The sequence below is a fragment of the Sporosarcina sp. Y838 genome (assembly GCF_056786515.1).
In genome coordinates this window covers 43,512-67,197 of sequence record NZ_JBXCJD010000003.1, presented here as the reverse complement: position 1 = coordinate 67,197, position 23,686 = coordinate 43,512, and the positions used below count along the sequence as shown (strand labels likewise).

Annotated in this window: 19 protein-coding genes and 1 other RNA gene; 18 read left to right on the top strand and 2 right to left on the bottom strand. The window is 40.2% G+C overall.

The features are described 5' to 3' along the window. Positions 1 to 141 precede the first annotated feature (141 nt). From panB to AC1TO4_RS04990, 10 genes are all read left to right on the top strand, one after another. Complete coding sequence (gene panB / locus AC1TO4_RS05035; protein ID WP_482104429.1) at positions 142 to 987, top strand: 3-methyl-2-oxobutanoate hydroxymethyltransferase; 846 nt, start codon at positions 142 to 144, stop codon at positions 985 to 987. A gap of 1 nt (position 988) precedes the next feature. After that, entirely contained in the window at positions 989 to 1,867 is an 879-nt protein-coding gene (gene panC / locus AC1TO4_RS05030) for a pantoate--beta-alanine ligase (protein WP_482104651.1), read from the top strand. After that, a complete protein-coding gene (gene panD, locus AC1TO4_RS05025; RefSeq protein WP_482101859.1) occupies positions 1,842 to 2,222 on the top strand; it encodes an aspartate 1-decarboxylase in 381 nt (126 codons plus the stop codon). Before panC ends, panD begins: the two co-directional genes overlap by 26 nt. A 146-nt stretch (positions 2,223 to 2,368) precedes the next feature. After that, on the top strand, positions 2,369 to 5,146 hold the full coding sequence (gene dinG, locus AC1TO4_RS05020) for an ATP-dependent DNA helicase DinG (protein WP_482104428.1): 2,778 nt from the start codon (positions 2,369 to 2,371) through the stop codon (positions 5,144 to 5,146). 50 nt (positions 5,147 to 5,196) lie between these two features. Next, complete coding sequence (locus AC1TO4_RS05015; RefSeq protein ID WP_482104427.1) at positions 5,197 to 5,676, top strand: cell wall elongation regulator TseB-like domain-containing protein; 480 nt, start codon at positions 5,197 to 5,199, stop codon at positions 5,674 to 5,676. 13 nt (positions 5,677 to 5,689) lie between these two features. Beyond that, positions 5,690 to 6,883, top strand: a complete 1,194-nt coding sequence (locus AC1TO4_RS05010; protein WP_482104426.1) for a pyridoxal phosphate-dependent aminotransferase — start codon at positions 5,690 to 5,692, stop codon at positions 6,881 to 6,883. A gap of 29 nt (positions 6,884 to 6,912) precedes the next feature. After that, positions 6,913 to 8,208, top strand: a complete 1,296-nt coding sequence (gene asnS / locus AC1TO4_RS05005; protein WP_482104425.1) for an asparagine--tRNA ligase — start codon at positions 6,913 to 6,915, stop codon at positions 8,206 to 8,208. 36 nt (positions 8,209 to 8,244) lie between these two features. Then, on the top strand, positions 8,245 to 8,958 hold the full coding sequence (locus AC1TO4_RS05000) for a DnaD domain-containing protein (protein ID WP_482101854.1): 714 nt from the start codon (positions 8,245 to 8,247) through the stop codon (positions 8,956 to 8,958). 10 nt (positions 8,959 to 8,968) lie between these two features. Continuing rightward, the gene (gene nth / locus AC1TO4_RS04995) at positions 8,969 to 9,622 is read left to right on the top strand and encodes an endonuclease III (protein ID WP_482101853.1); all 654 of its coding nucleotides are present in this window, start codon (positions 8,969 to 8,971) and stop codon (positions 9,620 to 9,622) included. After that, entirely contained in the window at positions 9,612 to 9,959 is a 348-nt protein-coding gene (locus AC1TO4_RS04990; protein WP_482104424.1) for a YpoC family protein, read from the top strand. Before nth ends, AC1TO4_RS04990 begins: the two co-directional genes overlap by 11 nt. A gap of 113 nt (positions 9,960 to 10,072) precedes the next feature. On the opposite strand, the gene AC1TO4_RS04985 is transcribed toward AC1TO4_RS04990, so the two are convergent. Together AC1TO4_RS04985 and recU are read right to left on the bottom strand one after the other, a co-directional pair. After that, positions 10,073 to 12,742 carry a PBP1A family penicillin-binding protein gene (locus tag AC1TO4_RS04985; RefSeq protein WP_482104423.1) on the bottom strand — a complete coding sequence of 890 codons (2,670 nt, stop codon included), beginning with the start codon at positions 12,740 to 12,742 and terminating at the stop codon, positions 10,073 to 10,075. Continuing rightward, positions 12,739 to 13,374, bottom strand: a complete 636-nt coding sequence (gene recU / locus AC1TO4_RS04980; protein ID WP_482101850.1) for a Holliday junction resolvase RecU — start codon at positions 13,372 to 13,374, stop codon at positions 12,739 to 12,741. Before recU ends, AC1TO4_RS04985 begins: the two co-directional genes overlap by 4 nt. Positions 13,375 to 13,710: 336 nt before the next feature. Between recU and AC1TO4_RS04975 the strand changes: the two genes are divergently transcribed. The 8 genes from AC1TO4_RS04975 (at position 13,711) to AC1TO4_RS04940 (ending at position 23,676) form a co-directional block, all read left to right on the top strand. Beyond that, positions 13,711 to 14,085: a YppE family protein gene (locus AC1TO4_RS04975; protein ID WP_482104422.1), complete on the top strand. Its 375-nt coding sequence runs from the start codon at positions 13,711 to 13,713 to the stop codon at positions 14,083 to 14,085. After that, a complete protein-coding gene (locus AC1TO4_RS04970; RefSeq protein ID WP_482104421.1) occupies positions 14,082 to 16,364 on the top strand; it encodes a DEAD/DEAH box helicase in 2,283 nt (760 codons plus the stop codon). The genes AC1TO4_RS04975 and AC1TO4_RS04970 overlap by 4 nt, the downstream gene beginning before the upstream one ends. Further along, positions 16,354 to 17,640: a ribonuclease H-like domain-containing protein gene (locus tag AC1TO4_RS04965; protein ID WP_482104420.1), complete on the top strand. Its 1,287-nt coding sequence runs from the start codon at positions 16,354 to 16,356 to the stop codon at positions 17,638 to 17,640. Before AC1TO4_RS04970 ends, AC1TO4_RS04965 begins: the two co-directional genes overlap by 11 nt. Before the next feature lie 80 nt (positions 17,641 to 17,720). After that, positions 17,721 to 18,017, top strand: a complete 297-nt coding sequence (gene gpsB / locus AC1TO4_RS04960; protein WP_482104419.1) for a cell division regulator GpsB — start codon at positions 17,721 to 17,723, stop codon at positions 18,015 to 18,017. Between the two features lie 65 nt (positions 18,018 to 18,082). Continuing rightward, positions 18,083 to 18,470, top strand: an RNA gene (rnpB, locus tag AC1TO4_RS04955) — RNase P RNA component class B. Between the two features lie 340 nt (positions 18,471 to 18,810). Then, positions 18,811 to 19,938 (top strand): THUMP domain-containing class I SAM-dependent RNA methyltransferase, encoded by a 1,128-nt coding sequence (locus tag AC1TO4_RS04950; RefSeq protein ID WP_482104418.1) that lies wholly within the window; start codon positions 18,811 to 18,813, stop codon positions 19,936 to 19,938. Between the two features lie 63 nt (positions 19,939 to 20,001). Then, positions 20,002 to 21,912, top strand: a complete 1,911-nt coding sequence (locus AC1TO4_RS04945) for an ATP-dependent DNA helicase (RefSeq protein WP_482104417.1) — start codon at positions 20,002 to 20,004, stop codon at positions 21,910 to 21,912. A gap of 258 nt (positions 21,913 to 22,170) precedes the next feature. Further along, positions 22,171 to 23,676 carry a carboxypeptidase M32 gene (locus tag AC1TO4_RS04940; protein ID WP_482104416.1) on the top strand — a complete coding sequence of 502 codons (1,506 nt, stop codon included), beginning with the start codon at positions 22,171 to 22,173 and terminating at the stop codon, positions 23,674 to 23,676. The last annotated feature ends 10 nt before the right edge of the window (positions 23,677 to 23,686 follow it).

Here is a 23,686-nt window from a genome sequence, read left to right as displayed (position 1 = left end):
GTTCAATATGATCTGCCTTGATCTTAATGAAAAGACAGGGACGGAGGAAACCATCACATGATGATACAACCCTTCTGTCCATTTTTGGCACAGAGGGGTTTTTATATCCGGTTTCTTCTCAAAAGAGAGGGGAATAGTAAAATGAAGAGTACACTAAATTTTATTAAAATGAAAAAGACCAGTGAAAAGATTGTCATGTTGACGGCATACGATTACCCGTCAGCAAAGCTTGCGGAAGAGGCGGGAGTCGATATTATTCTTGTTGGTGATTCACTCGGAATGGTTGTACTTGGCTATGATTCAACCATCGCTGTAACAACAGAGGATATGATTCACCATGGCAAGGCAACTAGGAGGGGGGCAAAGGATACCTTCATCGTTGTTGATATGCCATTTGGGACGTATCATGGCTCTGCGGACAGTACGTTAACAGAAGCGGTCCGGATTTTCCAACAAACAAATGCAAATGCATTAAAGCTTGAAGGTGCAGGAAACGTAATTGAAACGATTCGGTTGCTCACTGGAACAGGAATTCCAATTGTTGCACATCTAGGCTTGTTGCCACAATCTGCATCGGTTGTCGGAGGTTATAAAGTGCAAGGGAAAACGGCTGAAGCCGCGAAAAAGCTTATCGATGACGCCCGTGCATGTGAAGAAGCTGGAGCATTCATGATTGTATTGGAATGTATTCCCTATCAGCTTGGTGAGGAAGTTTCAGCCGCTGTTTCAATCCCAGTAATCGGCATTGGTGCTGGAGCAGGAACAGACGGTCAGGTACTTGTATTCCATGATACTATTAAATACGGAAGTCACCATGTCCCTAAATTCGTGGAAACGTATGCAGATGCCGGAACGGTTATTCGTGACGGATTGAACAAGTACGTGACATCAGTAAAAGATGGTTCATTCCCTTCGGAACAACATCGTTTTACGATGGAGGAAGAAGAATTGGTTGCATTGTATGGTGGCAGTGGAGGTGACAAATGAAATGAATGTTGTTCGAACGATATCTGAATTACAAAGTTTGATTGATCGTAATGCACGTTCTGGCTCTACAGTCGGTTTTGTACCGACGATGGGTTTTTTGCATGACGGTCACTTATCGCTCGTGGAGCAGGCGAGAGGGCAAAATGACATCGTCGTCATGAGCATTTTCGTTAATCCTGCTCAGTTTGGTCCAGGGGAGGACTTTGATGCATATCCCCGTGATGCAGAAAGAGATGCTAGTTTAGCAAAAAAGGCAGGCGTGGACATTCTTTTCATGCCTACACCGGAAGAAATGTATCCACAAGATGGCGGCATTCGAATTCTGCCAGGTCCTCAGGCGAATACATTGTGCGGAGCATCTCGTCCAGGTCATTTTGACGGCGTTTTGAAAGTCGTCTTGAAGCTGTTCAATATCGTCGACCCTGACCGTTCCTATTTTGGTATGAAAGACGCCCAGCAACTTGCGATTATCGAGACGTTTGTACGGGACTTTAACTTAAGAACATCGATAGTTCGGGTTCCAATCGTCCGCGATCAGGATGGACTCGCGAAAAGTTCCAGAAATGTTAAATTGACTGCGACGGAACGTGCGCAAGCCCCAGTTATTTGGCAGGCACTCGAAAAAGCTGTTTCATTGTTTAAAGAGGGTGTGCCGAATGATGAAATTGAACGGATAACGGAAGCATATATTGTCAACAATAGCTCTGGCCTCGTGGATTACATATCTCTTTTGTCTTACCCAGCACTTACAGAATATGAACTCTCTGCAGACGAGGCAATTCTTGCCTGTGCAGTAAAGTTTGGAAATACAAGATTGATAGATAATATTATTATGTCAACAAAGGATGGTTGTCATGTTCAGAATGATGATGAACAGTAAATTACACCGTGCAACTGTAACAGAAGCAGATCTAAATTATGTAGGCAGTATAACTATCGACAGTGAGTTACTAGAGATTGCAGGAATGTTGCCAAATGAAAAAGTACATGTAGTTAACAACAATAATGGAGCACGGTTTGAAACGTATATTATTGCAGGGGAACGCGGAAGTGGTGTCATCTGTGTGAACGGAGCGGCAGCACGGCTTGTACAACGCGGTGACATCGTCATTATCCTGTCCTATGTTTATATGTCAGACGAAGAAGCAAGTACGCATGAGCCAACAGTTCTGATTATGGATGATAAAAACAAGGTAAAAGAAATTATTCGGGAAAAGCAGGGTATGGCCCTCTAATCTATAGGGCTCATTTGAAATCAGTTACTTGATTTCAAATGAGCTTTTTATGATTTTTTTTCAATCTGTTGGTGATTTGAACTAACTTAAAAGCCGGAATGTGATACAATCTGCATTAGTATGATAAACAGGAAGTTGATGATCGAATGCACAATAAAACCTATGCAGTCGTTGATTTAGAAACAACCGGTCATTCACCGGCAAAAGGGGATCGGATGATTCAAATCGCGGTTGTATTTATTAAAGAAGGAAAAATCGGCGATAAGTACGTCAGCTTTATAAACCCTGAACAAAAAATCCCTGCTTTCATCCGTAATTTGACAGGGATTTCTGATGAAGATGTGAAGGATGCACCATCTTTTGAAGAAATTGCAGCTGAAGTCGCCACTCTATTGGAAGGAACTGTATTTGTTGCGCATAATACGGATTTCGACCTATCCTTTCTTCAAAGCGAATTTGCAAGATGCGGAATCGCGATGTGGACAGGGAAGAAAATCGATACAGTAGAATTGTCCAAAGTCTTGATACCATCCGCTCCGAGTTACAGACTGCAGGATATTACCGAAGAACTAGGCATACCATTGGCGTCTGCACATCGCGCTGATGAGGATGCAGAAGCAACCGCGAAGTTATTTCTAATCTGCATGAAAAAGTTATTCGCATTGCCGGAGGATACACTAAATCTCTTACATCGCAGATCATTTCGATTAAAATCTGATCTTTCGACACTTTTTCATGAAGCGCTCAAAATTGCACGGACGAAAAGTACAGGCAATGAGTTTTCATTTTTCCGTGGTATACCCTATCGCAATGTGGTGATGCAACAACCTGAGAACTTTGTAAATCCGGTATATCCCGGTGACAATGAAAAAAAAATAGAGCAATTAAAAAAAGCTTACCCAGAGTTTGAACATAGAGATTCTCAAATTGGATTTATGGATGAAGTGTGGGATACCTTGTCTACACAAACTGAAATTATTGCAGAAGTTCCGACTGGGATTGGAAAGACGATTGGTTATCTAGTACCGGCAGCCATACATTCAATACGGACAGGGAAGCCAGTTGTTATTAGCACATACACGAATCATCTGGCTGATAAAATCATGGATGAGGAACTCAAGAAAGTACAATTAATTCTTGATTGCAATGTGACAGCGACATTACTTAAAGGAAGAGAGCAGTACATCTCACTTGGTAAATTCGAGGAACTTCTAAGAATTGCCGACGAATCGTACGATGAGACATTTACAATAATGCAAATCCTTGTCTGGCTTACAGAAACCGTAACAGGTGATTTGCAAGAGATTAATGTTTCTGGCGGTGGACAGTTATTTGTCGATCGAATTAGGAAGCGAACGAATAAGCTTGCGTGGGATGAACAAATTGCTGATTATCACTATAAACTACTCCAAGGGTCCGAACATTCGAATTTAATCATTACAAACCATGCAATGTTGCTGTCGGATTTGAATCGCGAACAAAGTATATTCATTTCACTAGCCGGAGTAGTTGTTGATGAAGCACATCAATTTGTACAAGCTGCAACCTTTATGAATGAAACAGTGTTTTCGTACACGAATTGGAAATATGTTCTTGGACAGCTTGCTTCAGAAACATCCGGACAATTGTTGCAGCAAATTGACAAGCTGAATAACAAATTTGGAACCGATGGCTTTCACAATAAAGAGTTGCTGGATTCCGCATTTATCAAATTCCTAACTTTGTTCGATCATGCGATTTCCACTTTGACTGGTTTCAATCCTCCAAGACGTAAAAGACATCAAGGAAACAGAGTCGTTTATTCACTCTCTGAATTGGAATATAATCAATCGCATTTTTCGAAAGTTGCTATAGCATTGTCTGATTACATTAGAAAAGCTGAATCTTTCACGCATGGTTTATCGAACCATTTAGATAATTTGACGCGTGATGAACAGGCTATTCTAGCGGAATGGAATTTCTGGGTACAAGAACTGACTATCAAAGCCGGTGAATGGGTAGAAGTTTTTCTTGACTACAACACGGAAGATTTCACTGTCTGGATGGAAAAAGATTTACGAAGTGTTCCAGGAAGCCTAACTGTTATTAAACGCTCATTGGATGGGTCTCAGCTGATTCAAAAGTTTACCAATAGGATGAAAAATGAACAGACTGGAATTGTATGGACTTCAGGTACACTTAGAGTTCCCGGAAATGACCGTTTCATATCTAGGCAACTTGGCATAGATGATTCGATTCCGCTTGTAACATTTGATGCGCCTGCCCATTTCTATGAAGGTGCAGAAATATTCATTGTTGAGGACATGCCTGATATCCAGCATGTCAGTCAATCTGATTATGTTGAAGCCGTTACAGATGCGGTGATTCAGACAGTAATGGCAACGGGTGGAAGGCTATTTGTTCTGTTTACATCTCAAGATATGTTAAGAAAAACATATGAACTTATTACAGAAAGTGAACAGTTAGAAGGCTATGCGCTATTTGCACAAGGGATAAGTTCGGGGAGTCGAATTAGGCTTTTGAAGTCTTTCAGACAGTTCAACAATTCTGTCCTTTTCGGGACCAATAGTTTCTGGGAGGGTGTCGACGTACCTGGGGATGCTCTAACAGCGGTGATTGTTGTAAGGCTTCCATTTTCATCACCGGAAGAACCTGTCTACAAAGCTCGAGCGGCCAGAATGACTGAAGCTGGATTAAACCCGTTCACGGAACATGCACTACCGGAAGCGGTTATGAGACTCCGTCAAGGCTTTGGGAGATTGATTCGATCATCTTCAGATAAAGGTTTTTTCATTATATTGGACAGACGGATTGAAACGAAAAAGTATGGTAAGCGATTCCTTGAAGCTTTTCCGGACGTGCCTGTGAAAAAAGTGTCGTTAGATCATATGGTTAATGAACTCGAAAATTGCTATAATGATTAGGTAGGTAATTAGTAGAAAATATTTCTTAAAGGTTCGGGACGTGAAGTAATATGTTGAACTGGATAAAATTCATCATTGTCTTCCTATTAATGTTAACAATCGTCATAACTGTCACTGTTTTTTATAATGCTGATAAGCCTTTTTCATCAGCAGAAAAGAAAGCCATCGAATCCGCGGTTCAATCGGGACAACTCGTTTCTGCAAGTTCAGCTACTGTCTTTAATGGTACTGTTCCGAGTGTAACTGTGTTTGGTGTAGACAAAGACGGGGTGGAAAAAGCTGTTTTCATCGACGGGAAATTGAAAGACCGCTATAAGGAAGTCAAGTTGTCTGAAGGAATTACAGCAGAAAAAGCAATCGCAAACGTAAAAGAAGAATTGGATGTAAAAAAGATTCTTCATGTCACGCTTGGAATTGAAGGAGACAATGCAGTTTGGGAAGTAGTATTCAAAAGTGAAAACGATAAACTGAATTATGTCTATGTCTTTTTTGAGAACGGACAATGGTGGAAACGCATTTTGAATCTCTAAAGGAGCGATTTAATTGACGAAATCATTAGCAGCGAGGGTAAATACGCTTACACCATCAACAACGCTTGCCATTACGGCGAAAGCGAAAGAAATGAAAGATTCAGGCATCGATGTCATTGGTCTTGGTGCGGGAGAACCGGACTACAATACGCCAGCTAATATTATTGAGGCAGCTTACACTTCCATGAAAGATGGAAAAACAAAGTACACACCCTCGGGTGGGTTACCAGCGCTCAAAGATGCAATCATCCAGAAGTTAAAGCAAGACCAACAGCTAAACTATACTGGGAAAGAAATCATGATTGGGATTGGCGCTAAACACGTATTGTATACGCTGTTCCAAGTTTTACTCGATCCAGGTGATGAAGTCATCATACCAACTCCTTATTGGGTCAGTTATCCCGAGCAGGTAAAGTTGGCAGGCGGAGTTCCGGTACATATTGAAGGGACAGCTGCGGCACAGTTTAAAGTAACCGCAGAACAAATTCGAGAATCAATTTCTTCTAAAACGAAGGCAGTAATCATCAATTCACCTGGGAATCCAACAGGTATGATTTATTCTAAAGAAGAATTGCTGCAAATTGCGGAAGTATGTAAAGAGAAAGATATCTGGATCATTTCGGATGAAATATATGAGAAACTCATTTATGGTGATGAAAAGCATATTTCAATAGCACAACTTTCTGATGATGCTAAAAGTCGTACACTTCTCATTAATGGTGTTTCGAAATCACACTCAATGACAGGGTGGCGTATAGGTTACGTCGCAGGGGATGAGGTAGTAGTAAGTGCCATGACGAGTTTAGCGAGTCACTCGACATCGAATCCTACGACGACTTCTCAATATGCTGCAATCGAGGCTTATAATGGTCCTCAAGATACAGTAGAAACAATGCGTGCAGATTTTGAATCGCGTATGGAACGGGTCTACCCGCAATTAGCGGCAATTCCTGGATTTAACGTGATTAAACCTCAAGGTGCTTTCTATCTACTACCTGAAGTATCTGAAGCGGTTAATAAAACAGGGTTTGCTAACGTTGATGAATTTGCAGAGGCATTATTGACGAAAGCAAATGTCGCTGTTATCCCGGGATCTGGTTTTGGATCACCTGATACAATTCGCTTGTCTTATGCAACATCAATCGAACTGTTGGAAGAAGCGATTCGACGAATTCGTGTATTTGTAGAAGTAAACTGGAAAGAATAAGATTAGAGATTAAATTCTTGGAGGTTAATATGAAAACAATCATGATTCATGAAATGCCTAACCATGCAGGCGAAACAGTTCGTATTGGTGGATGGCTAGCCAACAAACGTTCTAGCGGGAAGATTGCTTTTCTGCAACTTCGTGACGGTTCTGGATTCGTACAGGGAGTAGTCGTTAAAGAAGCGGTTGGCGAGGATCTATTTGCTAGAGCAAAGTCAATTACACAAGAAAGTTCACTTTATATTACAGCAGAAGTAACTGTGGACGAGCGTTCAACTTTCGGCTATGAGCTACAAGTGAAAGATATTGAAGTCATTCATGAAGCGGTAGATTATCCAATCACGCCGAAAGAGCATGGTACAGAATTTTTAATGGATCACCGCCATTTATGGCTCCGTTCACGTAAACAGCATGCAGTAATGAAAATTCGTGACGAAGTCATTCGTGCAACATATGAGTTTTTCCATATGAACGGATTTGTCAAAGTAGATCCACCGATATTGACAGGTTCTTCTCCAGAAGGCACATCCGAATTGTTCCAAACAAAATATTTTGATGAAGATGCATACCTTTCGCAATCAGGTCAACTGTATATGGAAGCTGCAGCGATGGCACTTGGAAAAGTATTCTCATTCGGTCCGACATTCCGTGCAGAAAAATCGAAAACACGTCGTCACTTAATCGAGTTTTGGATGATTGAACCTGAAATGGCTTTTGTCGAGTTTGATGAAAGCTTGATAGTACAGGAACAGTATGTGACGCATGTTATTCAATCAGTTTTGCAAAACTGTGCAATTGAATTAGAAAGACTAGGCCGCGATTTGTCTAAACTTGAAAAAATCCAAGCACCATTCCCTCGTATTTCATACGATGATGCTATCAAATTTTTGAATGAAAACGGATTTGATGATATTAAATGGGGAGAAGACTTTGGAGCGCCACACGAAACAGCAATTGCAGAAAGTTATGATTCACCTGTATTCATCACACATTACCCAATAGGCATTAAACCCTTCTACATGCAACCGCATCCTACAAGGGATGATGTTGTTTTGTGTGCTGATTTAATCGCTCCCGAAGGTTATGGAGAAATTATTGGCGGATCTGAACGTATTTATGACTATGAGCTGATGAAACAACGAATTAAAGAACACAACCTTGATGAATCTGCTTATGAATGGTATTTGGATCTTAGTAAATACGGAGCGGTTCCACATTCAGGATTTGGACTTGGACTTGAGCGTACAGTCGCATGGATTTCAGGTGTGGAACATGTTCGCGAAACGATTCCATTCCCACGTCTATTGAATAGATTGTACCCTTAAAACTTTTTGATTTTAATAGAAGAGAGGGGTTCGGTCATGCAACACGAAGAACGACTCCGGATTTGGATTGAGCAGGGAAATGTTAACATTTCCCAGCTTTTTTTTCACCATTATAAGAGTCTTGGAATAAAAGATTTGGACGCGATGCTAATCATGCATATGACGGCTTATAAATCAGAAGGGAATCATTTCCCAACACCTACAGATTTTACTAGTCGAATGGATTTGTCTGAAAACGAAGTATCCATGGTATTACAACGCCTGATGCAACGCGGTTTTCTCCAAATTGGTCAAAATGAGGATCAAAAAGGTGTATTGTATGAGACATTCTCTTTGCTACCACTCTGGAATCGTTTAGTTGATCATATTGAGCTTGCGACAAATGAGGTTGAGGAAGAGACCCATAAGAATGCAGAAGGAGAAATTTTTTCGCTATTTGAACAAGAATTTGGACGGTTTTTGTCACCAATGGAATGCGAATCAATAACGATGTGGCTTGATGATGATGGCCATACTGTTGAAATTATCCGTGCAGCATTAAAAGAAGCTGTTATTGCTCAAAAACTTAGTCTGCGGTATATCGATCGGATTCTTTTCGAGTGGAAGAAGAAAAATGTTAAAACAATGTCTGATGTTGAACGTCAAACAAAGTCTTTCCGAACTGTAGGACCGCGACCATCTCAGCAAAATGAAAAAACTGTTTCGGTAAAACGTGTTCCATTCTATAATTGGCTGGAAGAACGGGATTAGGTGGGATACCATGCTGACGAAAAAACAATGGGGATTTTGTCTGGAGCAATTCGGTGAAATGTTTCCAGACGCGCACTGTGAATTGGTGCATGACAATCCTTTTGAATTAACAATAGCGACGCTTCTATCTGCTCAATGTACGGACGTTTTAGTGAATCGAGTAACGGCGGAACTATTTAAAAAATATAAAACACCTGAGGACTATCTTGCGGTTGATGTCGAGGAACTGCAAGGGGATATCAGGTCAATCGGATTATTCCGGAATAAGGCAAAAAATATTCAAGCACTTAGCCAATTATTGATTGATAATTATGGTGGGGAGGTACCCCCGAATAGGGATGTCATGATGACGCTTCCAGGAGTGGGTCGTAAAACAGCAAATGTGGTCGTGTCAAATGCTTTTGGTATACCTGCTCTTGCTGTCGATACACATGTTGAACGTGTAGCGAAACGACTAGGAATGAATAGGTGGAAAGACTCGCCCCTTGCAGTTGAAGAAAAAATTATGCGGTGGACTCCGATTAATAAATGGACAGATACGCATCACCAAATAATTTTTTTTGGTAGATACCACTGCAAGGCGCAAAACCCTGGATGCAATGTTTGTCCGCTATTGCCGTTATGCAGAGAAGGAAAGAAAAGGATGAAAGAGAATGCTGAGTGAAGTAAACCCTATCGACAAAGAGCTGCTAACTCCCTATTTTGATAAATGGGAGACAGTTCGTGAAGAAATAGAGACTTTTTATCAACAAAAAGATCATCAAGCCGTAGAGTTAATGGAGTCGGCAATTGAGAATTACAATATCTTGCTTGAGCTAGGTGGAAGTAAGTTTGATGACCGTAAAGGAAAGGTTGTTTATACACTTTTACCTTTGAATGGTGAGGAACGTTTTGAGTTTGTAAAAGATAAAATAGCCAGTCATTATGCTTATATTCAATTGGATGCGCTCTTTACGGAAACAAAAAAGAAAACTGCAAGACTTTCAATACAAAAGAAATAAAAAACAGAACCTCAGATGTGTTTTGCATCTGAGGTTCTGTTTTTTTGTCTGGATTTCATGGCATTTCCACTATTGACTAATAACACATTTAAAGAAGTGTGATACATTTTTGATTATGGGTTACTATCGTTAGATGTGCCTTCTGTGCCTTCTGTGCCTTCTGTGCCTTCTGTGCCCTCTGTGCCCTCTGTACCCTCTGTACCAACATTTGGATCAGGGATCGTTCCATCATCAATAACAGAACCATCGCCTGTGCCATCTACATTATTGTTGTTCCCGTTATTTCCATTATTGTTGCCGTTATTCCCGTTATTGCCATTGTTATTATTGTTATTTCCGTTATTCTCGTTATTCTCATTGTTCCATTCTTCACCGTCAGGATTTTCAGTTTCTACTTCATCCTCATCCACTTCAGGTATGTCTTCAACAACATCTTCGATTTGCACTGTAGTAGATGCTGCGCCACTTTGCAAGTCACCGAGTTTGGCAATTACAGAGAATGTATATTTCCTGCCTGACTCTGCGCCAGAGAACGTGACAGAAGTATCTCCGGTTGTTGTCATTACCTGCATATCCCCACCATCTGCTCCTACTAATACGGTAAACTCGACGTTATCTTCTACCTCGCCAAAGTCAGAAGCATTATGGGCCCAGTTCAATTTAATAGAACTGGAGGCACTGTCATATTCAGCTGTTAGACTGTTTGGCGCTTCCAATTCGATGATTTTTTCTCTAGCAACTTCTACAGGGACAGTCCCGCGTACGAATAACTCCGTCCGTTTTAAGTTCCATGGTGTGGAGGAACTTGCTAGAATAAGTGGATCTGAACCATATTGAATTGTAGCCTCTTCAACGGAGGAGGGTTTTTTAAATTGTGCTGTATTTTTCCCAGAAGATATGGATGACATGACTTGTTTAAACAAATCTTGTGGGACATATCGTTCGCCTTCAAAACTCTTCATTGCAGAACGATCTTGATAACCGCCCCAAACTGCAATTGTATAGTCAGTCGTATAACCCGCAAACCAAGAATCTTGTGCTCCTTCTTTGTCCGAGAAGTTTGTTGTACCTGTTTTACCGGCTACATCTAGCCCTTGGATGGCTGCTCGTTTTCCAGTACCATTACCAGTGAAAACGTCTCGAAGGATATCTGTAATCATATAAGCTGTTGAATCTTTCATAACTTCAACAGGTTCGGGAGTCATGTTAAGATTAGTTACACCATCGCGATAAACAATTTTTTTAATGGAATGTGGCTTTGTGTAAATACCACCATTGCCGAACGGGGTATAAGCGCCCGCAATTTCAATTGTAGAAAACTCATCCGTTCCTCCTAGCGCATTCGAAGGGAATTCATTTTTGAAATTCAAACCGAGTTTAGCCGCGAAACCTACTGCTTTCTTTCGACCGACTTCCTCATAGGTTTTCACTGCGGGGACGTTCCGTGAAGTAGCTAGCGCTTCACGCATTGTAATTGTACCCTTGTATTTTCTATCCACATTACGAACGGGTTGTACAGGTTTGGAGTCTTTATAATTGTATGCTTCATCATGCATAGTCTGACCAGTAGACCAATTCAAATATTCAACTGCAGGACCATAATCAATAATCGGTTTTATAGCTGAACCTGGTTGACGTTTTTCAGCAGCGGCAAAGTTTAAAAGTCCTGTTGAGAAATTTCGACCTCCACCAATTGCCACGATTCCACCAGTTTTCGTATCTAGGACAGTTAACGCACCTTGCATTTTGTCATTAGCAAAGATGTCTGATTTGAGTGCATTTTCGACAGCCTGTTGAGCTTCCACATCTAATGTTGTATGAATTGTGACACCGTCTGAAAGTATGTCTTGCATTCCTGCATCTTCCAGTTCGGTTAATACAATATCGACAAATGCAGCATATTTTGTATTGTCATTAGCTTTCCTTTTCTCTTCAGCAAGAAGTGTGCCTGTTACAGGAATTGCTATTGCCGCTTCCATTTCTTCTTTAGAAATCTTATCATGCTGGTGCATTAGCCCAAGTACAATATCACGGCGTTTTTTGGCGCGTTCTGGATTTTTGTATGGATTGTATCCGTTTGGACTTTGCGGTAACCCTGCTAACATAGCGACTTCGTGTAATTCAAGTTCATTCAATTTTTTACCATAAAAATAGTTGGCAGCTGTTCCAAAACCATAATTATTTCCGGACATTAGGATTTTATTGAAATACATTTCAAAGATTTCTTCTTTTTCATATTTACGTTCAAGTTTATTGGCAAGCCATGCTTCTTGTGCTTTCCTTTTAAGGGTTTTTTCTGTGGATAGGAATGAGTTCTTAATGACCTGTTGTGTCAGGGTACTTGCACCTTGTGAACCGAATCCATTTCGGAAGTTTGCAATGACTGCTCCACCAAGTCGCCAAAAGTCCATTCCGTGGTGGGAATAGAATCGAACGTCTTCCGTAGCGAGAATGGCGTCTTCCATAATTTTTGGAATTTCGCTATAAGGAACAAATTCTCTTTTTTCTGTTCCGGACTTATAAATAACATTACCATTTTTATCCAAAATCTCAGATGATAGAGGGTCCTTCAAAAGATTTTCATCTAAATCGGGTGCCGAACTTGCATAAAAAGTGAACAGGCCAGCACCACCGATGAGTATGACAAATCCGACTGCAATAACTGCAAGAATTAACTTTTTAAAGATGCCCTTCTTTTGTTTCGGCTTTTTATCTTTCTTTTTTGTACGTTCTGCCTCCATGCTCTTTCGTCTAGCAGTTCTTGAATTTATATTTTCGCTCATATCTCTTCCTGCCTTTCAGTAGCTTCGTTAGGTGACGATAAAATATCCGACACCGCTTGTAAATATTCGATTCTAGGGTTGAAACTAGGGAAAACTTCTATCGCCATAGTTTCAAACTCTGTAAGTGTGATTGATTTTCTACCGCCTGTCTGCATTCTCTCCCAATACATTTCAAAATTATGATAGGGGACGATAAAATATCGGTCAAGCGAAGTGAACTTTATAATGAAAAATACAACTCCATTTTGTTTCGCAACAGATTTCATATGAACCACTTGGTGGTCATGGATATTTTGTAAAGGGAAGGAGGTTAGACTTTTTGTCTCCTTCGCTTCAAAATCGATATACTTCCCTTGCCACACTCCGTTAAAGTCTGTTGTAGACGGTGTCCGAAAGTAAGCTTCTGTGATGACAGCGGCGCTTCTTGCAGGGTAATTCACGTTTACGACTTGTATGGGCACAGGTTTTTTATGAATGACAGCAATACCGCGACTCAAATAGTATTCATTGGTTTCATTCAGTTCATCCTCTAACGACTTACCACGATTACTGAAAGAAAGATCGATTTTTTTTTGAGCTACGTTTCTTTGAACGGGTATATATTTCCTGCCGTTCGGATAGCGTATTGTCATAGATACCACCTCACATCTGACCATTATACCACAAGGATTAGACGGAATAGAAAAGGGAAAGTTGCAACCAAAAATATGGTTCAACAATAATTTCTTTCCAGTCAAGAAAGATTCATTGTACTGCAATTTGAGAAAAGTAGATATTTAGATGATTCTCTGAGAGAATTAAATGAGATGATGTAATAGGAGTAGTGCAATTGAAGTCTTATCATGTTTAATTGAAATTTTATAAAAAAAGGACTTGAGAGACCTTCAGGAATATATGTTCGTTGTTATTTGGTGAATCAGCTTCATATCTGATAAAATAGAAGGAATGCAAGGGAAGGATGAAAGAATTTGATAAATTTAATAGAGAAAACAGAAAAACTACTTTCTGTTTGTAAAGAATGTTTTGAAAGACTCACATATATGAGGGAACTCGACCGGGAACCTAACTTTTTTATAGAAGTGAAACCTTATGCGGATAAATACCATACACTGCTCGATGAATGGACGGAGGAAGTATCTCAATTTATCAAGACTGCAAAACCTAAATATGTTCATCCGATTCAAATTGAAACACTGAACGACTCAATGAAGCAATTCATCGTGCAATCATTTTATCAAAAGACCGGTAAAAAAAGATTTATCCTTTCTATCAATTCTGCAGAATATACATTGAAGACTATTTTGGACGCTCTGCATCTAGAGCAAGAAGGAGATAGGAAATGACAAAGAAAATTGCGGTTCACGAAGTACTAAGAATACTACGTTCTGATCCATCATTTTCGGATAATGTCATTCATTATAAAACGATAGCAAGTAAAGAAGCGAAGTACGCAGAATTTCCAGACAAACTTCATCCGTCAATCATTAAAGCACTTTCATCTAAAGGCATTGATAAGTTATACAGTCATCAAAGAGAAGCCTACGAACTGGCTTCGTCAGGAAAGTCGTTCACAGCCGTGACTCCGACTGCATCCGGAAAATCCTTATGTTATCATTTGCCTGTTATGGATTGTATCCTTGAAGATGATACTTCCAGGGCAATTTATCTGTTTCCGACAAAAGCGTTAGCGCAAGATCAGCTTGCGGATCTCCATGATCTAATAGAAGCAAGTGGGGAGACAATCCTCAGTTATACGTATGATGGCGATACTGCTCCTGGATTACGTTCAAAAGTCCGGAAGTCCGGACATATTGTACTGACTAATCCAGATATGCTCCACTCAGGAATCTTGCCTCATCACACAAAGTGGGTTTCATTATTCGAAAACTTAAAATACGTCATTATAGATGAGTTGCATACTTACAAAGGTGTCTTCGGCAGTCACGTAGCACATGTATTACGAAGACTGAAGCGTATTTGTAACTATTATGGAAGTGATCCGATATTTATCTGCACATCTGCTACAATCGCGAACCCGCAGGAATTAGCTGAGTCGCTCATAAACTCTGAGATGCAAGTGATCGTCAATAACGGGGCACCTGCTGGGAAGAAACATTTCGTCTTCTATAACCCACCAGTCGTCCATCCGACATTCGGTATCCGCAGAAGTGCAGTGCTTGAAGTGCGGGATATCGCCAAGCTCTTATACAATGAAGGCATCCAAACAATCATTTTTGCAAAAAGTAGGGTACGGGTCGAGATGCTTGTCACGTATATGAAAGCTTTAACGAAGAAGAAATTATTCGATGAAACGGTTATGGGGTATAGAGGGGGCTATCTACCTTCAGAACGTCGTAAAATTGAAAAAGGGCTTCGCGATGGTGATATTCGTACCGTAGTTAGCACGAATGCACTTGAGCTGGGCATTGACATCGGACAATTGCAAGCCTGTATTATGACCGGTTACCCGGGAAATATTGCAAGTGCATTTCAACAAGCGGGTCGTGCTGGGAGGCGGCAAGATGAAGCGCTTGTAATTTATGTTGCACAATCTTTAGCGCTTGATCAATACATTATTGAACATCCCGACTATCTTCTGGGACAAACGCCCGAAGAAGTACGAATACATCCGGATAATATGTTTATTTTAATGGACCACCTCAAATGTGCCTCATTCGAGCTACCCTTTTCATCTACAGAGACCTATGGTGAATTCGAAGTACAGGAATTGCTCGCATTCTTGGAAAGCGAAGGTATATTGATAAAAACCACAGACAAATGGCATTGGATGACAGACAGTTTTCCAGCTAGTGAAATCAGCCTTCGTTCTGCATCGCAGGAAAACGTTATCATTATTGATAAAACCTATCCAAAAGAAACAAAGGTAATTGGGGAGATGGATCGTTTCAGTGCGATGACTTTGCTCCACGAAGAAGCAATCTATATTCATCAGGGCACACAGTTTCAAGTTGAGGAACTCGATTGGGCGGAAAAGAAGGCATATGTTAGTGAAGTTGATGTCGATTACTTTACGGATGCAAATCTTGCAGTTGAACTGAAAGTGATGAATGAGGATAATGTAGAACAGTTCGGTGATAATCATGCAGCTTATGGTGACATTGCAGTTCTTGCGATTCCAACGATCTTTAAGAAAATCAGATTCGATACGCATGATAATATTGGTTCAGGTCCGATTTCGTTACCTGCGGAGGAATTGCATACATCGTCAACTTGGTTCACTTTCGATATTCCAAAAGGGTGGACGCGTGCTGGATTAACGGATGCAATGACGGGAGCGGCTTATGCCATCCAATCTTTTATCCCGTTATTCGTCAGATGCGATAAGACAGATGTACATGTAGTACCACAAGTAAAAGCCATTCATACTGGAATGCCGACGTTCTTCATATATGACAGTTATCCAGGGGGGATTGGTCTGAGTGAAAAAATCTTTGAACAGTGGGATTTACTGCTCCGCCAAGCGGCTAATCATGTATCTAGCTGTCGTTGTGAGTCTGGTTGTCCAGTTTGTATCGGTGCACAAGAAGCGGGAATGGGTATGAAAAAAGACGTTGGTTCTCTTCTACACACATTGGCGGGAGGAGAATCCAATGTCTTATGAACAGAAATTAATGCAAATGAAGAAACTATTGAAGAAAAAAGACCAGAGCAAGATTCTTGAGAATGATTCTGAAGTTGTAAAGAATGTTCCACAACCACCGCCTTATGAACAACAATGGCTTGATGCGGGTTTGACAAAGGTCGTAAATAAACACGGCATTGTCTATAAGCGTGTTATTGAATACAACACGGACTATCGGCACGGACATATTATTCTGGCTGGTTTAAAGTCAATGCTTGAAAAATGGGGGGATTCGGGTGAAGTACATCCGCTTTCTCCTGATTTTTCTAAGCCTCTATTGTTCTTTGATACAGAAACCACTGGGTTAAAAGGTGCTGGTACACTGATTTTTCTAATGGGTTTTATGGAACAGACAGTATCATCTTTTAAAATGACGCAGTATGTACTTCCAGGTCCAGATCACGAAACTGCATTTCTTTATGAAACGGGATTATGGAAAAAGCCGGTGACCCTCGTTACGTATAATGGAAAAAGTTTTGATATTCCAATGGTTGAAACAAGGTGGACGATGAACCGCAAAGAATTACCCCCGCTTATAAAGCATAAACAAATTGATTTATTGCACGGTTCTAGACGGATTTGGAAGGGTGAAATGGCTACATTCAGACTACCGGCCATAGAGGAAGAACAGCTCGGTTTTTTTCGCGAAGGAGATATGCCCGGACATATGGCACCAATCATCTATCAGGATGCAGTGAAAAATGGTCGTGCGGATCTTCTTATGAAAATTCTCGTCCATAATGAGTGGGATATACTTTCACTTGTTGCACTTTATATACGCTCTACAGATTTGCTATTGAAAATGGATATTCCTGAATCAGCTATAACGCATACGAATATTGGGAAATGGTTTGGTGATTTGAAGTCTCACGATCGAAGTAAACAAATCTTTGAGCGTGTGATAACAGAATATGGGGTACATCATCCCATGACACATTTTTACTTTGGCTTTATTTTGAAAAAGGAACAGGCTTATAAAGAGGCAGTTTCTTCATTTACGATAGCAGCGGCTAAACTTACTGGTCGTGAACGAATTATCGCATTGGAGGAATTAGCGAAGCTGTATGAGCATAAGCTGAAAGAGTTAAATAATGCATTGGACTCGACGCAGGAAGCCATCAGGTATTTGAAAGAGGCCACCATCTTAACAGAAAAATTTCGGATTCGTTCAGGAGATGATTTTTTGAAGAGGGAAATTAGAATAAACAGAAAATTATTTCCCGGGCAAGCGCACAAATCGACAGGGAACTATTAATCATCCTATTTAAAAAGACAAGGTCAGTCACTATATGGTATAATTGACCGTATATAAACAGAGACGGAAGGGCGATTTTCATGGATACTAAATTGGATTCAAAAACAATTCTTGAGAAAGAATTTAAAACGGGCCTTCGAGGCTACAACCAGGAAGAAGTCGATCTCTTCCTAGATGATGTTATTCATGATTATGAGGCTTTTAAAAAAACAATTATGGAGTTGCAACAAGAAAAGTCTAGGATGCAAAAAGAATTAGAGTCTGCTCAAAAACGACCTGCGGCTGGAAGCGCTGGCACAACTAACTTTGATTTGCTAAAGAGGATCTCAAATTTGGAGAAACATGTATTCGGAAGTAAGCTTTTCGATCAAGAATAATATATTAGCCTAATTAATTATTGTAAAAGACTTAAAAGTAAGGTATACTGTAGATATCATAGTGCAAATTTAGGTAATCGCTGCAACATCCTATGTTGTAGAGGAAAGTCCATGCTCACACGGATCTGAGATGACCGTAGTGTTCGTGCTCGGCGAAAGAATAAGCCGTGGCTTCGCGCATCGCGCGTTGACGGCGGGAATAAATCCTAAGTCTTCGGATATGGATGAGGTTCCCTGAACAGTGCCACAGTGACGTAGCTGATTCGGAAACGGGTCAGATGGAACGCGGTAAACCCCACGAGTGAGAAACCCAAACTATGGTAGGGGCACTCTTCCGAAGGAAATGAACTGAGGAAGAGACAAGCAATTTTTTGCTTGTAGATAGATGATTACCACCCTTAGTACGAGGCGCAAGCCGTTTGAGTACACGGGAACAAAACATGGCTTATCGAATTTCCTATGGTATTATTATTACAATGATTGCTCTCCTGAAACATGGGGAGCTTTTCTTTTGGAAAATTAATGAGTGAAAACGTTATGGTTGGAATTTATCTAGAGAAAGTCTTATCGCCTTTAAGTGGTGGTTTGAATGCGGAGAATACATCTAATTTTGATATGTATTTACGTTTTAAGGCTTCGGTAAATACAGTTGGATTTGTTAGGATGTTTAATGAGCAAGCTTATTTCAGAATCTAGTTATATTTTTAAGGAAATGCAATTAATTTGTTTTTTTATTAAAAAAGGTATGAATTTATGGGTATGATTGAAGGTATAGGATTGGAGTTGGAAACGCATGACTGAATTTAAATTAGTAGCAACCTCTGCAATGGGACTTGAATCACTTGTTGCGGATGAAGTAAAAGCACTTGGGTTTAAAACAACTTCAGAAAACGGTAAAATCTTTTTCCAAGGCGATGAATTGGCGATTGCGAAAACAAATCTGTGGCTTCGCGTAGCGGACCGTGTCCGAATAGTTGCGGGCGAGTTCCAAGCTACAACATTCGATGAACTTTTCGAACAGACGAAGGCAATTCCATGGGAACGTTTTCTGCCGGTCGACGCAGAATTCCCAGTTGCAGGTAAATCAGTAAAATCTACATTGTACAGTGTTCCTGATTGCCAAGCAATTGTGAAAAAAGCAATTGTAGAACGATTAAAAATTGCTTATAAAAGAATCGGCTTTTTTGATGAATCAGGTCCTTTATTCAAATTAGAAGTATCAATTTTAAAAGATAAAGTGACATTGACAATTGATTCAAGTGGAACAGGTTTGCATAAACGCGGTTACAGACTCGCGCAAGGTGATGCACCATTAAAAGAAACATTAGCAGCAGCACTTGTGAAAATTTCACGCTGGAATCCTGATCGGCCTTTCGTTGATCCGTTCTGCGGTTCAGGAACAATTGCGATAGAAGCCGCAATGATAGGGCAAAACATTGCACCGGGATACAACCGCGAGTTCCTAAGTGAAGAGTGGCCGTGGATCAACAAAAATATTTGGGATCAGGTTCGGGAAGAAGCGGAAGATGTCGCTAAATATGATCAGCCACTTGATATTACAGGGTCAGATTATGATCCGAGAATGATTAACGTCGCACGGGAAAACGCGGCGGGTGCTGGGTTTGCAGATTTGATCAAATGGCAGAAGTGTGATGTACGGGATTTGACTGTGGACGGCTTAAATGGCGTAATGGTCGGAAATCCACCATACGGTGAACGACTTGGTGAAGTTGAAGAAGCCGAAGAAATTACGCACGAACTTGGCCGAGTAATGAAAAATTATCCTTCGTGGTCAGTTTATATGTTGTCTTCATTAGAAAACTATGAAAAACTATACGGTCATCGAGCAACGAAAAAGAGAAAATTATTCAATGGTTTTATTAGAACTGACTTGTATCAATTCTGGGGACAACGTCAATAACTGATAATATGCGGAAGAGGGAAACTCCTCTTCCTTTTGCATGTAAATAGGAAGGGGTATACGATGAAAAGTAAGATGCCATTCCCGTTATCAAAAGAAAAATCGTTCTATGAATCCTTGAATGATTGGATAGGGGATACATTGTACGATGATCTAACTGAAAAAGGTTTTGAATGCAGGGATGAACAAATTTATATGGCTTTCCAAATTGAGCAGGCATTGAAGGAAAAGAAGGTATTGTTCGCTGAAGCAGGTGTAGGGACAGGGAAAACAATCGCTTATTTGCTCCCTGCAATTGCCTATGCTCGTTATACAGGTAAACCAGCCCTCATCTCATGTGCGGATGAAACTCTCATCGATCAGCTTGTAAAAGAAGACGGTGATATTCGTAAAATTAGTGAAGCACTTGGTCTTGATATAGATGTACGCCTTGCCAAATCACGAGATCAGTACCTCTGTCTAAAACGTTTAGAAGAAGCAGGTAATACGATTGATGAGGATTATATTGATGTCTTAGCTGATGGACTACCAGATTTCGTTTATGGTAATGCATCTTTACAATCAATAGGTCCTTATGGTGTGCGTTCAGATTATCCGGACATGAGTGATGAAGAATGGAAGACAGTGAATTTTCACCCCATCCAGCAATGTGCTGCATGTGATATCCGAAACCGATGCGGTCAAACTATTCACCGAAATCATTATCGTGAAGCTGTTGAACTAATTATCTGCTCACACGATTCATATATGGAACATATTTGGACGAAAGATTCTCGGAAACGTCAGGGACAGTTACCGTTATTGCCTGAAGTATCTATGATTGTATTCGATGAAGGCCATCTTCTTGAATATTCAGCACAGCGGGCATTGACATATGAAGTTCAAAACAGTACCCTATTAAATTTGCTAGAGCGAATAATGGTTGATCGTATAAGGGAAACAACTCTTCTACTCATGGAACGTTTAATTGATTCTCATGAAGCATTTTTTGCATTGCTGAATGTTCACGCGGATGAAACCGGTAATGAACGTAGAGCTATCGAAAAAGCACCGGCTCTTATTGAAATCGGTAAAGAGGTAGTGAAGATTTCAAATGCACTACTTGAAGAATTCGTTTTCGAAGGCGAATTGTATATAATTCCGGAATACGATTTAAGAATGGTCGAAGAATACCTAGATCAATATATCTACTCGATGGAACTCTTTACTTCTAATAATGACGCAGTAGACTGGCTTGAGAACCGTCAAGACGAATCGACGCTCGTTATTATGCCGCGTCTTGTAACAGATATATTAAGGGAAAAACTGTTTTCATCGAATACCCCGATTGTTTTTTCATCAGCAACTTTATCGGTTGGTGAAACGTTTAACTATTTAGCTGACGGGCTGGGCATTCATGACTACCTATCATTTTCTGTGGATTCACCATTTGATTATGATGAAGTAATGGAAGTGCTCGCAACAGATGTTGAAGCGGGTGGGAAAGCAAAACAAGCACTTGAACTTTTAAAAGATGGTAAACAAACACTAATTCTCTTTAAATCAGAGCGGGCAATGAATCAATTCAAGGAAAAAGTACCTGTGGAGTGGAAAAAAAGTATCGCATTCGAGGGAGAGAGGGAATTATCTTCAATCGTACGTGATTTTCAACAAAAAATAGTTCCTGTGTTATGCTCTTACCATTTATGGGAAGGACTTGATATTCCTCAAGATGCTTTAACGCGTGTCATTATATATGACTTGCCATTACCGCCTTCAGATCCATTGTTCGACGCGAGACGCCAGTATGCTGCTGATCCATTCCGTGAAGTAGATGTACCCTTCATGTTGCTTAGATTACGCCAGGGGGCGGGACGTCTTATACGTACATCGGATGATTCAGGGACAGTTCACCTTCTGCTTGAAGGAAAAGAACAAGAAATGAAAGCGGAAATTGAAGGTATTTTCCCAGTGAGAATGAAGATGACAAACTAAGATTTTAACCAGGGTTTTCAATGTATATCATATAAGGTTTTTCAATTAACAAACGAGGACGTCCAGTTGGGCGTCCTTTTTAGTTGATTGAAATAAGTAGGTCGATACAATGAATTGTCTAGATTGAGGGTAATAAATAAAGAGGGTTTAGAATATTACTTAGTGAATTTGAAGATATACTAGCAACGATATTCATTTGGAAAACTATATTTAACCAAATTATGATAGTATTGAGTCCAATATAGTAAAAGAGGGGGAATGAATTTGTCTACTGAAGAGAATTTTGTGGCGTTGTTAAAAAAAATGAGTGCATATTCGGAAGCGATTTCAATCATGTATTGGGATATGCGTACAGGAGCGCCGAAAAAAGGGATTTCAGCGAGATCGGAAGCTGTTGGCACCTTGTCTACGGAGCTATTCAAATTGAGTGTATCTGCAGAAATGAAGGGTTACCTCGAAGAACTTGGCAATAGAAAAGAAACGCTTAACCCGATATTATTAAAAACGGTTGAAGAAGTGAAAAAAGTCTACGACTTGAGTGAAAAAATCCCTGCAGAAGAATATCGTGAATTTGTTGTCCTGACTTCTCAATCAGAATCGGCTTGGGAAGAGGCAAAAGATAAATCCGATTTTGATATGTTCCTCCCATATCTTGAAAAAATTGTTGCAACTACGAAAAAGTTTATCGGCTATTGGGGCAATGAAGGTGATAATGCTTACAATATACTTCTTGATCAATACGAGCCGGGGATGACAACGGATATTATCGATGAGGTTTTTAACCAACTGAAGGAAACAATTGTGCCGTTGGTAAAGAAAATTTCAGAGTTGAATAATCAACCCGAAACGTCTTTTCTATTCAAACATTTCCCGAAAGAAAATCAGAAATCGTTCAGTCATGAGGTATTGAAACAACTTGGCTACGATTTTGAAGCGGGTCGTTTGGATGAAACCGTTCATCCATTTGCAACAGGCATAAATATCGGCGACGTCCGTATCACAACAAAATACGATGAAAATGATTTCCGATCTGCTGTGTTCGGGACGATTCATGAATGTGGGCATGCACTATATGAGCAAAATATTAGTATTGAATTAGAAGGTTTACCGGTTGCGGATGGAACTTCAATGGGAATCCATGAATCGCAATCGCTGTTTTATGAACAATTTGTTGGTCATAATGAAAACTTTTGGAAGTATAATTTCAATTTATTGAAAAGGGAATCTCCTGAACAGTTTGAAGATGTTGCGCTCGAAGACTTTCTACGTGCAATTAATGTTTCAAAACCGTCCCTTATTCGGATTGAAGCAGACGAATTGACCTATCCGCTTCATATTATGATTCGTTATGAAATCGAAAAAGGATTATTCAACGGCGATTACGAAGTGAAGGATCTACCGGGAATTTGGAATGATAAATACGAAGAGTACCTTGGAATCCGTCCCGAAAATAACGGTGAAGGTGTTTTGCAAGATGTCCATTGGGCCGGTGGATCGTTCGGTTATTTCCCTTCCTATGCGCTTGGTTATATGTATGCAGCACAGTTGAAAGTCGCAATGTTAAAAGATCTTCCTAATTTCGATGGGTTATGCGCTACAGGTGAATTCGGACCGATTCTTGAATGGTTGACGGAGCATGTCCATAAATTCGGTAAGATGAAAAAGCCACTTGACATTATCAGAGACACGACGGGTGAAGGATTAAACGCCAAATACCTGGCAGATTACCTGGAAGAGAAATATACAAGACTTTATAACTTATAACAGTAAGAGC

Excerpts from the sequence above, each read along its gene's own strand:
- panB (WP_482104429.1), top strand. The coding sequence starts at position 142 with ATGAAGAGTACACTAAATTTTATTAAAATGAAAAAGACCAGTGAAAAG.
- panC (WP_482104651.1), top strand. The coding sequence starts at position 989 with ATGAATGTTGTTCGAACGATATCTGAATTACAAAGTTTGATTGATCGT.
- panD (WP_482101859.1), top strand. The coding sequence starts at position 1,842 with ATGTTCAGAATGATGATGAACAGTAAATTACACCGTGCAACTGTAACA.
- dinG (WP_482104428.1), top strand. The coding sequence starts at position 2,369 with ATGCACAATAAAACCTATGCAGTCGTTGATTTAGAAACAACCGGTCAT.
- AC1TO4_RS05015 (WP_482104427.1), top strand. The coding sequence starts at position 5,197 with ATGTTGAACTGGATAAAATTCATCATTGTCTTCCTATTAATGTTAACA.
- asnS (WP_482104425.1), top strand. The coding sequence starts at position 6,913 with ATGAAAACAATCATGATTCATGAAATGCCTAACCATGCAGGCGAAACA.
- AC1TO4_RS05000 (WP_482101854.1), top strand. The coding sequence starts at position 8,245 with ATGCAACACGAAGAACGACTCCGGATTTGGATTGAGCAGGGAAATGTT.
- nth (WP_482101853.1), top strand. The coding sequence starts at position 8,969 with ATGCTGACGAAAAAACAATGGGGATTTTGTCTGGAGCAATTCGGTGAA.
- AC1TO4_RS04990 (WP_482104424.1), top strand. The coding sequence starts at position 9,612 with ATGCTGAGTGAAGTAAACCCTATCGACAAAGAGCTGCTAACTCCCTAT.
- AC1TO4_RS04985 (WP_482104423.1), bottom strand. The coding sequence starts at position 12,742 with ATGAGCGAAAATATAAATTCAAGAACTGCTAGACGAAAGAGCATGGAG.
- recU (WP_482101850.1), bottom strand. The coding sequence starts at position 13,374 with ATGACAATACGCTATCCGAACGGCAGGAAATATATACCCGTTCAAAGA.
- AC1TO4_RS04970 (WP_482104421.1), top strand. The coding sequence starts at position 14,082 with ATGACAAAGAAAATTGCGGTTCACGAAGTACTAAGAATACTACGTTCT.
- AC1TO4_RS04965 (WP_482104420.1), top strand. The coding sequence starts at position 16,354 with ATGTCTTATGAACAGAAATTAATGCAAATGAAGAAACTATTGAAGAAA.
- gpsB (WP_482104419.1), top strand. The coding sequence starts at position 17,721 with ATGGATACTAAATTGGATTCAAAAACAATTCTTGAGAAAGAATTTAAA.
- AC1TO4_RS04950 (WP_482104418.1), top strand. The coding sequence starts at position 18,811 with ATGACTGAATTTAAATTAGTAGCAACCTCTGCAATGGGACTTGAATCA.
- AC1TO4_RS04945 (WP_482104417.1), top strand. The coding sequence starts at position 20,002 with ATGAAAAGTAAGATGCCATTCCCGTTATCAAAAGAAAAATCGTTCTAT.
- AC1TO4_RS04940 (WP_482104416.1), top strand. The coding sequence starts at position 22,171 with ATGAATTTGTCTACTGAAGAGAATTTTGTGGCGTTGTTAAAAAAAATG.